The organism is Shouchella rhizosphaerae (assembly GCF_036700015.1).
Taxonomy (GTDB): Bacteria; Bacillota; Bacilli; order Bacillales; family Bacillaceae_D; genus Shouchella; species Shouchella rhizosphaerae.
Window position 1 is genome coordinate 3,530,484 of sequence record NZ_CP144921.1, and the last position, 12,855, is coordinate 3,543,338.

Sequence of the window (12,855 nt, forward strand, 5' to 3'; positions counted from 1 at the left end):
GGAAATCGAGTTATTCGCATGGAAAAAGCCGCTAGCAAACGGCTAGCGGCAAACAGGCAGACGAATCTTTTAGGAGATATTAAGCGCTACAGCGACTAGCAAAGCGATCGCTGAAATCACAAACCAAATAACGACAAGTTTCCAAATGAATTTCACCCACCGTAAATAAGGGATGCCAGCTATTGCTAGAAAGGCCATCAGCGGCGCAGAAGTGGGGTTAATGGTGTTCATGATGCCATCTCCATACTGGAACGCCAGTACAGCTGCTTGCCGTTGGATGTCCAACATGTCGGCAAGAGGGGTCATTAACGGCATCGTGACTGCTGCTTGTCCACTTCCTGATGGAATAAAAAAGTTAATAATCAACTGCAAAATAAACATGCCGATAACTGTCAGTTGGCTAGGGATGACGCTAATCCAATTGGAAAGCTGATAAACAAGTGTATCCATAATTTGGCCTTGTTCCATTACCACTAAAATCGCTCTGGCAAAACCAACGACGAGAGCGCCGAATGTGACCATTTTCATTCCGTCCGTAAAGGCGGTAAACATACCATTTACGCCAAGTCCGCCAGTGAGGCCGACGAGAAAGCCAATAATAATAAAGATAGCTGCCATTTCTGTTAAATACCAGTCCCATTGGAATACACCATACATATTAAGGGCAAAACCGACAGCAATAATTGCTAGCACACAGGCGTGCCGCCCAGAAAAACGCGGGGCTGCTTGTGCGCTTGCCTGTTTCCCAGATTCAAAGCCATACATAAGGCTAGCAGACGGATCTTTTGTTACTTTCAGAGCATAGCGGACAACCAACCAGATCGCAGAGCCTAGAAACAACAAAAATACAGCGAAACGAAAAGCGATCCCGCTAAAAAGAGGCAATTCAGCAATCGATTGGGCAACGCCGACAGTAAACGGGTTCATCATGCCTCCGACAAAACCGGCCATAGCACCGAGGCTGACCATAGCTGTTCCAGTGATGGTGTCGTATCCAAGAGCTTTCGCTACGGCAATGCCAATTGGTACAAATATAATAATTTCCTCAGACATGCCAATCGTCGCGCCAGGAATGGAAAAAACAATCATCATCGCTGGAATTAAATAAATCCCTTTTGATTGTAGCCTGCCAATCAAACTATAAACAGTCGCGTCAATCGTTCCCGTTTTTAAAATAACGCCGAACGTGCCACCTACTAGAAAAATATAAAAAACAATTTGTGCAGAATCCATAAGGCCTGTTGGAATGGCTTGAAACATTTCAAATGGGGTAACAGGACTCGCTTCAAGGGGCGTGTAACTGTCTTCGACAAGGAGTGTCCGTCCGTCTTGTTCAACCCGCTCAAACGCGCCTGGAGAAACGAAGTACGTGGCTAACGCTGCCAGGACAATCATTGCAAACAAAATTGCGTACGTATGGGGGACTTTCGAAATTGGTGCTGTCTTTTCTGAGTTGCTGGTGTCTTTCTGTTCCATTGTTGAAAGCTCCTATCGGTATAAATATTCATATGAATTTATATTTAACTTTATTTTAATATAAAGTATAATAGATAAATGTCAAGTAGCGAATAAAGATACGATGAATCGAGGAGAACCAAATGAAAGAACAAATTAGTGAAAAACTGGAACAGCTTCGTTTAACATTTTGGGAAGTAAGCCAGCATATTGGCCACAATCCAGAACTTGGACATGAAGAGTTTATTGCTTGCAAAACATTGACTGACTTATTAAAATCACATGGATTTACAGTAGAAGTGGGAACATGCGGGTTAGAAACGGCTTTTACAGCGACATTTGACAGCGGCCAACCTGGGCCGAAAGTGGGCTTTATGGCTGAATATGATGCCCTCCCGCAAATTGGCCATGCTTGCGGCCATAATTTAATTGGCACGATGTCGGCTGCAGCGGCGATTGGTCTCAGTGACGTTTTGCATAAAACAGGGGGCAAGATATATGTCTATGGCACACCAGCGGAAGAGACACGTGGAGCGAAAGTGACCATGGCAGACGCAGGATTGTTTGATGATCTTGACGTAGCCATGATGGTCCATCCGAATGCCCATTATGAGGAAAGCGGAACTTCGTTGGCAATGGACGCCATTCAGTTCGACTTTTTTGGAAAGGCGGCCCATGCAGCGGCTAGCCCCCATGAGGGAATCAATGCATTGGATGCAGTCATAGCGACATTTAACCAAATCAATGCACTTAGGCAGCATGTTACGCCAGATGTGCGTATACACGGCATTATCCCAGAAGGGGGACAGGCTGCAAATGTCGTTCCCGATTTTGCCAGAGCACAATTTTATGTGCGCGCTGCATCACGAAAAACGCTTCAACCTTTGCTTGAAAAGGTGAAAAACTGTGCGAAGGCAGCAGCTCTTGCGACTGGCGCACAGTTGGAAATTTCGTTCTACGAGTTTTCCTATGACGATATGAATACAAATGAAGCGCTATCCAAACAATTTACCGCTAATTTGGTTGCGTTGGGCGTTGGCGTCGACGATATTCGCGAAAAAACACTTGGAGGCTCGTTGGATATGGGCAATGTCAGCCAGCGCGTGCCTGCCATCCATCCGTACGTGAAAATTACAGATGGCGGTTATGCGTGCCATACGCCTGAATTCCGTGATGCCGCATTAAGCGAGCAAGGATTTGAAGGGCTGATGCTTGGCGCAAAAACGATGGCGCATACGGCCTTTGATGTGTTGACTGATCAAGCGCTTCTAGAAACAATTAAACAAGAATATAAAACGTGGAAAGAAAAACAGTAAGAGAGCGTTCGAAAGGAGAAGCGCTATGCAAGAAGCAATGAGCCTCATCAAACGGCGAGTACGAGCGGAAAATAGAAAGAGAACAAAGCGATGAACCAATTCCTACAAAAGTGGCTCCCAGCCATGACACCACTAGCTGTTATTGCTGGCGTACTTGCGAATCAAATGCTCGCACCTGCAGCCTTTTTGGTGCCATGGATTTTTGCCTGTATGTCGTTTGCAAACAGCATTACAATCCATCCGCGGGAAATAAAGCAAGTCTTTCGATTCCCACGATCCTTTTTTCTAACTTTTGTCTCGCTGCAGCTCATTTTGCCGTTTTGTGCTTATATTGCTGGCATTTTGTTGTTTCCAGATGACGTATGGACACAAACAGGCCTTTTGCTCGCTTTTTCCATTCCTACAGGCATCGTTTCCCTCATGTGGATTTCGATTTATAAGGGAAACCGGTCGTTGGCGCTTTGTTTAATTTTGGCAAACACATTGGTTGCGCCCATCTTCATACCGTTAACGCTAGCTGTGTTTCTCGGAACCGAGCTGCCCCTTGATACATTCGGGATTTTTATGGGCGTCTTTTGGATGGTCGTGGCGCCATCCCTTGCCGCATTGGCTATTAACGCTACAAAACCGGCATGGGTCGACGTCATACACGTAGTCGGCGCGCCCTTTACAAAGCTTGGCTTACTTGCGGTCATCCTGTTAAATAGTTCAGTCGCAGCACCTTATTTTTTGGCGCTTGATATAAAACTGGCCATGATTGTTGCAACGGTACTAGCTTTGGCCATTATCGGCTACTTAACAGGGTTATATTTTGCAAAGGCGACAGGCTCTCCTAAAGAGGACCAGGTTAGCATGATGCTGCTTTCAGGAATGCGCAATATCGGTGTCGGGGCAGCGATTGCGATTGTTTACTTTCCACCAGCTGCCACATTGCCTGTCATTGCCGGGACATTGTTTCAACAAATATTGGCGGCTTCGTTTGGAAAATGGCAGTCGCTGGCGCCTAAGCGCTCTACCAATCAATATAACGCCGCGAAAAACAGAGATGCCTGATATTTAGGCATCTCTGTTTATTTAACTGCGGCCACGACTATGTTTGTAAAACTCATGAAACAGTTTCATTAACGCCCGTTTTTCAATCCGGGAGACATAGCTACGGGAAATATTTAATTCTTTCGCAATTTCCCGCTGTGTCCGCTCTTCCTCCATATTCAAACCGAATCGGCCAATAATGACCTCTTTTTCACGTTCATCGAGCACATGAATGTACTCGTAAATTTGCTTTTTTTCCATTTCCGTCTGCAAGACATCAACGATGTCTTCGCCGTCATCCTTGAGAATATCGATCAGTGTGATCTCGTTGCCTTCTTTGTCTGTACCGATTGGATCGTGCAAAGAAACGTCCTTTTTAACTTTTTTCAAAGCCCGCAAATGCATTAAAATCTCATTTTCGATACAGCGTGCCGCGTACGTCGCTAATTTCGTTCCCTTGCCTTCGGAATAACTTTCAATGGCTTTAATCAAGCCGATTGTGCCAATGGAAATTAAATCCTCGACATCTTCCCTTGTGTTTTCAAATTTTTTGACGATATGGGCAACAAGGCGAAGATTATGTTCAATTAACATGTTCCGTGCAGAAGCATCGCCTTCTGCCATCCGGGCTAAGTATTTTTTTTCGTCTTCTTTGCTTAATGGCTGCGGGAAAGCGTTGTTTTTGACATAGGAAACAAAAACAAACACTTCTTTCATAAAATATGTGAGTGCAGCGAGGATGCCGGACATAAGCTCACCTCCACAAGAATGGTTATATCTATGCAACACTGGGCTTGGTTGTGTCTGTACGAAGGAATGTTTTGCTGACGGTCCGGTTGCGTGGCTATAGGAAAAGGGGATAGGGCCAATGTTTAATCGATTGAAACGGATTAACAGATAGGTTGACCTTTTTTAGAGGAGAAGTAAGTGGTGGCTATCTACCTAAAATAATCAAAAGAGAATTAATAAGAATGAGGTACGTGGTAACGAGACGCTGTGGTTAAGGTATTTCTTAAAACAGCTGCGAACGAAAAAAAGTGCAGCAATGTACTCTGCACTTTTGGTATGTTTTAGCGAAGATAGAAGCTCCATCTTATAAAATGGGTTGCATTTCCCATGTGTTAATCATTCGGATTCGGACGCTTTTCGACAAATAGCAAGATTAATGTGGCCACTGGTCCTAGCAACAGTGAAAGCAAGAACCAATTGAGCCCTGTTCGGTTCTTTCCTTGTGCAAGGCCAGCATTAATTAAGGCAAGGGTGCCCCAGCCGACTACGTACTCGTTGTCCATTTTTTCTTCCTCCTCATTTTCTCTATGTTTTACGAAAACACGAGAAAGTTGGTTTCAACGAGGAGGGAAGTCAACGGGTTTAATTGTTAACCGAAGCATTTCTAAACCAGTGAGGCGCATGAGCTAATGCTCGTCTTTTTTAGATTTCTACAACGGTCCAGATAAAATCAGGAGTGGTATTTGAGTTTAATTTCTCAGCCAGGCGCTTAGCTTCTTTGTAACACAAGAAAGTTTTAATAACTGTACTGTTAGACTCACATAAATCTTTTAGTTTGCCGTTATTGTTGCAAATGATTTTATACATATAAACACTCCCCTATATATGGAATTTTAGCATGATGTAAAAGGACGGGGTAGTGGTGAATCTAAATTAGAACTTAAGTAATGGTGAGAAAAGCCTTGATTCTTGGATGGTTAATAAAAATAAACAATATTGTTTGATGTTAGAACAGCTAAAAGAGGAGAGAGCTGTCCTGTGATTTTTTCGCCAGCCCCCTGGGAGAACGAGGAGGATAAAAGCATTTCGTCATGGAAAGAGCAATATGTTACTGTAAGTTGTTAAGCCTTTTTGGCCGGACCTTTATTGATAAAAACATGGAAAAATTTAAATAAACAATGGAAAAAATAAGTAAATGCATGTAAAATGGAACGTGAACTGTTACAATATTTATCTAACTTTAGGAGGTTTTCAATGAAAACGTGGATTGCAGTTCTGTCTATTCTCGGAGGCATTTGTGGAATCATTAGTGGCTTTCTTGTGACGGCTGGTGGGGTTGCTTTTGGAGAAGAAGCAATGGCAAATGATGGTTCCTCTGTGTTTTGGCTATCCTTTTTAGCGATTGCTTTAGGATTTTTATCATGGGCACCTAAGTTAAGAGTCATTAGCGGTATTGCATTAATTATTATTTCTGTTACAGGCTTCTTTTTAAATGGATTGTTTTTTACGCTAGCTTTTATTTTCTTGCTTATTGCCGGCATTTTAGCTTTAGTCAATAAGAAAAACGTTTCTCAAGTCCAAAAAAATCCAGAGGTTCAAGGTTAACGGTTGTAAGGAAATAGTCAAAAATAAGAACACGGGGCTAAGCCATGCTTAGCCCTGTTTTTCATTTAGAAGCGGGATAATGCTGTTCGGGTCAGCGGCGACTTTTGTCGAACGTTAGTATGTCACAAAATATTACAATCGGTGCCAGTAGAAAAACGATCCACGTTAGACTAGGGGAAATCATTTTAGGTATCAAAAAGGAGTTTTACATGTCCATACAAGGAAAGGTGTACCTCGTCGGTGCAGGGCCTGGAGACGCCGAACTGTTGACTGTTAAAGCACGAAAGGTATTACAACAAGCTGACGTTGTGATTTTTGACAGGCTTGCCAATCCTGCGCTCATCATGGAAGTTAGCGATCATGCCAAGTTGGTGTATGCAGGCAAGCAGCCGTGTAAACATGTGTTGCGCCAAGGAGACATCCAAACAGAAATGCTTGTCCACGCAAAAAAAGGAAAAACGGTTGTTCGCTTAAAAGGGGGCGATCCTGCCGTATTCGGCAGAGTAGGAGAGGAAGCTGCCTATTTAAAAACTCACCACATTCCATTTGAGATTGTCCCTGGTGTGACAGCGGGTACAGCCGCTTCTATTTATGCAGGTGTACCGGCAACCCATAGAACGCTTTCCAGTTCATTTGCAGTCGTAACTGCTTATCGCGACAGAGACGAAAAAAAAGAGCCCCCTAATTGGCGAGCACTTGCTCAATCGGTTGACACGCTAATGATCTATATGGGCATGAAACAATTAGCTGCCATTGTTGACCAGTTAATGACACATGGAAAACCAGCCGGTACGCCTGTGCTCATTGTCGAGTGGGGCACATACAGTCGACAGCGGTCCGTGGAAGGAACACTAGAAACGATTGTGACCAATGTCGCTAACGCTAACTTGGCGAATCCTGCTGTTATTTTAATCGGCGATGTTGTCGGTGTCCGTGGGGCTGTATCATGGTTTGAGCACAAGCCCCTTTCTGGCATGGGAATACTTTCGCTAAGAGGAGAAACTGAAATGACGGGAACGTTGCGGGCGCAAGGGGCGGATGTCTTTGCGGCCCCCCTCCAACAAAACAAGGGGAAAATTGTTACTGATACGGACATCGCTGCTGTGCTTCAAACTAGTAAAAATCAAGCAGTCTTGTTTTTTGCCAAGGAGGTGTTGTTCGCGTTTTTAGCAAAGCTTGGCGAGAAAGGCTATGATATTCGTTCTGTACAAGGGCAACTTATGGCGGGAACACAGGAGGTGGAGCAAATCGCTCGCTCACTCGGTTTGCAATTGGCGCGTTATTCGAAAAAATCAACTCTTTCGCCTGTCGTGATTGGTACAGATGCCATTAACCGCCGCTTGTTACCACAAAAAATAACTGTTGCGATTCGTCGTCTGCTAGAAGAAGGCCACTTAACTCATGCCTTTTGTGAAACAGAGCAAGAAATTGATGATTTGCGACTCGTTTTAGCAGAATGTGCAAATGAAGCTGTATTGCCTATTTTAACGACGAGCGATCAAGTTCAAGCATATGCTAAGTCTCTTTCGATGTACGCTTCTGTCGTTCTGCACAATCAACCACTCGATCAGACAATGTCTTAAACGAGGTAATTGGATTTTTTTAAAAAAAGGAGTTTTGAGATGTGAATAAAGAAAAGGTTGTTTTAATTGGCAATGGCATGGCGGGCATCCGCACACTCGAAGAAATCATTAAACGAGAGCCTAGCCGTTTTCAATTCACTGTTTTCGGTGCAGAACCCCATCCAAATTACAATCGAATATTGTTGTCGTCTGTTCTTCAAGGCGACGCAAGTGTAAGCGACATCGTCTTAAACGACTACGACTGGTATGAAAGAAACCAAATTGAATTGTTTACAGGTGACGCAGTCGTACGAGTTGATTGTCGCAAAAAAGAAGTGTGGAGCGCCAGTGGCATTAAACGGACCTATGACCGTTTGATCTTTGCCACAGGCTCCGACCCGTTTATGCTCCCTTTGCCTGGAGCAGAGAAAGAAGGTGTCATTGCGTTTCGCAACATCGCCGATTGCGAATCAATGATCAATGCTGCGAAATCGTATCAAAAAGCGGTGGTCATTGGTGCAGGGCTGCTAGGCCTTGAAGCAGCTAGAGGCCTGTTGAACTTAAAAATGGACGTTGATGTCATCCATATTGCCGATCATTTAATGGACCGGCAACTGGATTCAGATGCAGGAAAGATGTTGAAGGCTGAGCTTGAACAACAAGGGATGCAGTTTCATTTAAATAAGAAAACGGTCAAAATCAATGGCCACAAACGGGTCAAGGGCATTTCCTTCAGTGACCAAACAAGTATAAAAGCTGATTTAGTTGTTATGGCTGTTGGCATTCGTCCGAATGTTCAATTGGCTAAGCAATCAGGACTTAAAGTCAATCAAGCAATCGTCGTCAATGATTATATGGAAACTAGCGAAGAAGATGTATATGCAGTTGGTGAATGTGCTGAACACCGTGGTATCGTTTATGGGCTTGTTGCTCCCTTGTACGAACAAGGCAAAGTGCTTGCTGAACACATCTGTACAAATACGAGCAACGAGGTCAGCGGCTATAAAGGGTCAATCGTCTCCACTAAATTAAAAGTTTCAGGGGTAAATGTCTTTTCCGCAGGGGCGTTTCGCGATCAAGACGAGACGAAATCGATTCGTATCCATGACGAATTTGCTGGAGTCTACAAAAAGCTAGTTGTTAAAAACAACCAAGTTGTAGGGGCCGTCTTATTTGGCGACACCAATGATGCCAATCGAATTCTTTCTCTCATTCGGTCTGGGGAAGACATTTCGGCCATAAGTAAAGCGGCACTGTTCCCATCTGAGACGAATGACAGCAGTCCATCAGTAGTAGCTACAATGGCAGACGAAGAAACGATTTGCGGCTGTAACGGTGTAAGCAAAGGCGAGATTGTCTGTGCAATTAAAGAGCAGGGGCTTTCTACGGTAGCAGAAATAAGGCAATGTACGAATGCGTCAAGGTCTTGTGGTGGCTGCAAGCCGGAAGTAGCTGAATTGTTGGCACTCACAACAGGAACGGACATAATGGCAAAACCAGAACCTCTTTGCGGCTGTACGGAATTAACCCATGAAGCAGTGGTAGCCTCGATCAGGGAAATGGGCTTGTCCTATGTTCGAGAAGTCATGAGCGTGCTTGGTTGGAAGTCAGAGGAAGGCTGTTCAAAGTGCCGCCCCGCTCTCAACTACTATCTAGGTCTCATTAGCCCCCTTGATTATACGGATGATGCTCATTCACGGTTTGTTAATGAACGGGTCCACGCCAATATCCAGAAAGACGGCACGTTCTCTGTTGTGCCTCGGATGTATGGCGGGGTGACCAATCCAGAACAACTGCGGAAAATCGCTGATGTTGCTGAAAAATACAATGTCCCTTTATTAAAAGTCACCGGCGGTCAACGGATCGACTTGCTCGGCGTCGAAAAAGAAAAATTGCCTAACGTATGGCGTGATTTAGGGATGCGCTCCGGCTATGCGTATGGCAAAACATTGCGGACAGTCAAAACGTGCGTTGGTGAAGATTTTTGCCGTTTTGGCACACAGGACTCGATTAGCCTTGGAATCGAAATTGAGAAAAAATATGAGGGCCTGAATACGCCCCATAAAGTAAAAATGGCTGTTTCCGCTTGCCCGCGTAATTGTGCGGAATCAGGAATAAAAGATGTTGGAATTGTGGGTGTAGAAGGAGCATGGGAAATCTATGTAGGCGGGAATGGAGGCGTTGATTTAAGAAGCGCTGAGCTGCTTTGCAAAGTGGAAACGAATGAAGAAGTAATGGAAACGATCAGTGCATTTTTGCAATATTATCGGGAACAAGCCACCTATTTAGAACGGACTTCCCATTGGATTGAGCGAGTCGGGCTTGAATCAATTAAAAAAGTGATTTTCGACGACAGCATCGAACGAGCAGCGCTAATCGAACGGATGGAAATGGCGCTATCTAGGCACAAAGATCCGTGGACGGAAATTGTTGAGAGTGAAGAAAAGCAGAATCAATTGTTTGAAAAGAAAAAAATTGCTGTTAAACAGGGAGGAGGTATGTGATGGCATTCGTGGAAGCGGGTAGAAAAGTGTTTGTCGCTAACCGAAATGAGCTGACGGTCGGTTTAGGCAAGAAAGTTGAAATCGAAGGGAGGGAGCTTGCTTTATTTATGCAAGAGGATGGTTCCGTCCGGGTCCTTGACAATAAATGTCCTCATAAAGGCGGGCCACTGTCCGAAGGCATCGTTAGTGGAAATTATGTTTATTGCCCGCTACATGATTGGAAAATTTGCATGAAAACGGGCAGCGCGCAAGGTGGAGACCAAGGAAATGTAGCTTGTTTTACTGTGAAAGTTGAAGGAGATAATATTTACGTGTTTATTTAATGCTTGTTAAAAGGAGTGATTGGATGGGCTCGGAGTCAAGACAGCGCCTCGTCCTTATTGGCAATGGCATGGCAGGCGTCCGCGTGGTAGAGGAAGTGTTAAAACTTGCTCCGCGCCAATTTGCGATTACGATTCTATCAGAAGAAGACCGCCCGAGCTATAACCGCATCTTGCTTTCCTCCGTTTTGCAAGGGAAACAGACGCTTCACAGCATTGGTATCCATCCGTTCCAATGGTATGTTGACCATGGCATTGAGCTGCGATTAGGTGAGGAAGCGACCAGAATCGATCCCGTTGCCCAGAAAGTATATACCGACAAAGGGGAACTTGCTTACGACAAGCTAGTGATCGCTACTGGTTCGGAACCTTTTGTCCTTCCAGTGCCAGGAGTGGAGAAAGAAGGCGTATTTGTTTTTCGCACAATCCGTGATTGTGAACGGTTAACTGAATGGTCGACTCGTTACCAAAAAGCGGCTGTCATTGGGGGCGGTTTGCTTGGTCTTGAAGCCGCCCAAGGGCTGGCTCATTTAGGCGTCGACGTAAGCGTCATTCATCTTTCTGACCGAATTATGGAGCGCCAGCTCGACGAAACGGCAGCCCGGCTGTTGAAACAGAGCCTTGAGAGCAAAGGGATTCACTTTTTGTTACAAAAACAAACAGCGGAAATTAGCGGCGAGGAGCGGGTAACAGGTCTTCTTTTTCATGATGGAACGACTCTTTCTGCTGATTTTGTTGTCATGGCAGCTGGCGTCCAGCCGAACATTGCCATTGCCAAGGAAAGCAACATTCCAACAAAGCGAGGAATTGTTGTTGATGATCGTCTACGCACGGACGTTTCAGGTGTGTATGCCGTCGGCGAATGTGCCGAACATAACGGAATCAGCTATGGGTTAGTGGCCCCCTTATATGAACAAGCAAAAGTGCTGGCCCGTGAGCTTTGTGGACTGCCAGGCCTGTATTATAATGGCACTGTGTTAGCGACGCAATTGAAAATATCAGGAGTAAACGTCTTTTCTGCAGGCGAAACAACCTGTTCTGGCACTTGTACTGTTTTGAAAACTTTAAACGAAATTACGGGTCAGTACAAGAAGCTTCTGTTTAAAGAGGATTGCCTTGCCGGGGCAGTATTGTTTGGCAATACGCGACAAAGCGACCAGCTGTTGCAGTTGATTCGGGCAAACACGCCATTGTCAGATGACGAGAAGACGCAACTATTAACAGAAGATGGAACAGCATTTGAACGAGAGCTAGCCTCTCTGCCAGCTTCCCATCTCATTTGCAATTGTAATGCTGTATCAAAGGGCGACATTATGAGCGCAATGGCAGCCGGACAGCACACAATTGCACAGATAAAAGCGGGAACGAAAGCGGCAAGTTCATGCGGTGGATGCGAGGTCAGAGTGGCCGCTATGCTAGAAAGCTTTAAGCATGGACAGTTGCAAGCGACTGTCGATATAGCCGAAAGAAAACCGTTGTGCCCATGCACGTCGCTAACCGAACAACAAGTCGCCCAATCAATCGCCGAGAAACGGCTCGTTGTGTTTTCTGACATGAGCGAAAAGCTAGGTTGGAAAAACAAAAATGGGTGCCGAGTCTGCCGAGAAGTGTCTGCTTATTATGCCGGATTGTTCTTTCCTGGGGGAGCACCAAAGGAACGGAATGGTAAACAAGAAAACGATGGCAGTTATACGATTACACTTCCACACATTGCTGGTAGATTGAGCACTGACCAATTAAAACAATTTGCCCTAATGGCTGAGGAACTGCAAGTGCCGAGAATTGATTTTTCAGCACGCAACCAAGTGCAGCTGAAAGGGTTGACGGAAAAGCAACTGCCTTACGTCTTTGAACAGCTTGATATGCCTCCTGCTGTTTTGGCAGGCAAGCGTTTGCAGGTTGCTATTGATGACAGCCACTATAACTGGCCGGAAGGGAGGCACTTGGCTGAAAGACTGCTCGATTTATTTAACTGTGTGCCTTTTCCTGCGGAAACAGAAGTATGCGTTACGTTAGCTGCTCGTCGACACGAGCTCGCTGCTATTCGTCTCTCTCGGTCGCCATTAAATTGGGAAGTAGCGATTGGTTCTGAATTATTTTGTTCGAACGACTCCGTTGAAGGAACCTTTCAACTTGTTTGCGCTTTGCTGCAATACTTTAGGCAATCAGCGCAGTACAGTGAAAATATCCATGCTTGGCTTGTCCGTAAAGGCGCGGTCCATGTTCGCGAAGTCGTGTTTGACGCTGCTTGCTAGGCAAAATTAAATAAACAGCTAGCGGAAATAACGGCAGTTAGCCATGAGCATGCGGAACGAATGCCAGTCGTTTAAAG

Annotated in this window: 11 protein-coding genes; 7 read left to right on the top strand and 4 right to left on the bottom strand. The window is 45.0% G+C overall.

The annotated features are described in order from the left end of the window. Positions 1–69: 69 nt before the first annotated feature. Positions 70–1,476, bottom strand: coding sequence for a YfcC family protein (locus tag V5G21_RS17455; RefSeq protein WP_011246458.1), 1,407 nt, complete (start codon positions 1,474–1,476; stop codon positions 70–72). Positions 1,477–1,598: 122 nt separating this feature from the next. Between V5G21_RS17455 and V5G21_RS17460 the strand changes: the two genes are divergently transcribed. Then, positions 1,599–2,771, top strand: coding sequence for a M20 family metallopeptidase (locus V5G21_RS17460; RefSeq protein WP_035204568.1), 1,173 nt, complete (start codon positions 1,599–1,601; stop codon positions 2,769–2,771). Between the two features lie 90 nt (positions 2,772–2,861). Further along, positions 2,862–3,824 (top strand): bile acid:sodium symporter family protein, encoded by a 963-nt coding sequence (locus tag V5G21_RS17465; protein ID WP_011246460.1) that lies wholly within the window; start codon positions 2,862–2,864, stop codon positions 3,822–3,824. A gap of 21 nt (positions 3,825–3,845) precedes the next feature. On the opposite strand, the gene sigK is transcribed toward V5G21_RS17465, so the two are convergent. The 3 genes from sigK to V5G21_RS17480 all read right to left on the bottom strand — a co-directional run bounded on the left by sigK (position 3,846) and on the right by V5G21_RS17480 (position 5,399). Then, the gene (gene sigK, locus V5G21_RS17470; RefSeq protein WP_011246461.1) at positions 3,846–4,553 is read right to left on the bottom strand and encodes an RNA polymerase sporulation sigma factor SigK; all 708 of its coding nucleotides are present in this window, start codon (positions 4,551–4,553) and stop codon (positions 3,846–3,848) included. A 371-nt stretch (positions 4,554–4,924) separates the two neighbouring features. Further along, positions 4,925–5,095, bottom strand: a complete 171-nt coding sequence (locus V5G21_RS17475; protein ID WP_011246462.1) for a hypothetical protein — start codon at positions 5,093–5,095, stop codon at positions 4,925–4,927. Positions 5,096–5,234: 139 nt separating this feature from the next. After that, entirely contained in the window at positions 5,235–5,399 is a 165-nt protein-coding gene (locus V5G21_RS17480; protein ID WP_160162508.1) for a hypothetical protein, read from the bottom strand. A gap of 387 nt (positions 5,400–5,786) precedes the next feature. Here V5G21_RS17480 and V5G21_RS17485 point away from each other — a divergent pair, with 387 nt between their 5' ends. The 5 genes from V5G21_RS17485 (at position 5,787) to nirB (V5G21_RS17505) (ending at position 12,778) form a co-directional block, all read left to right on the top strand. After that, the gene (locus V5G21_RS17485) at positions 5,787–6,137 is read left to right on the top strand and encodes a hypothetical protein (protein ID WP_011246463.1); all 351 of its coding nucleotides are present in this window, start codon (positions 5,787–5,789) and stop codon (positions 6,135–6,137) included. Positions 6,138–6,346: 209 nt separating this feature from the next. Then, a complete protein-coding gene (gene cobA / locus V5G21_RS17490; RefSeq protein ID WP_011246464.1) occupies positions 6,347–7,720 on the top strand; it encodes a uroporphyrinogen-III C-methyltransferase in 1,374 nt (457 codons plus the stop codon). 41 nt (positions 7,721–7,761) lie between these two features. Then, positions 7,762–10,203, top strand: a complete 2,442-nt coding sequence (gene nirB, locus V5G21_RS17495) for a nitrite reductase large subunit NirB (protein WP_338464980.1) — start codon at positions 7,762–7,764, stop codon at positions 10,201–10,203. Beyond that, positions 10,203–10,526, top strand: coding sequence for a nitrite reductase small subunit NirD (nirD, locus tag V5G21_RS17500; protein WP_011246466.1), 324 nt, complete (start codon positions 10,203–10,205; stop codon positions 10,524–10,526). Before nirB (V5G21_RS17495) ends, nirD begins: the two co-directional genes overlap by 1 nt. A 23-nt stretch (positions 10,527–10,549) precedes the next feature. Then, complete coding sequence (gene nirB, locus V5G21_RS17505; RefSeq protein WP_011246467.1) at positions 10,550–12,778, top strand: nitrite reductase large subunit NirB; 2,229 nt, start codon at positions 10,550–10,552, stop codon at positions 12,776–12,778. The last annotated feature ends 77 nt before the right edge of the window (positions 12,779–12,855 follow it).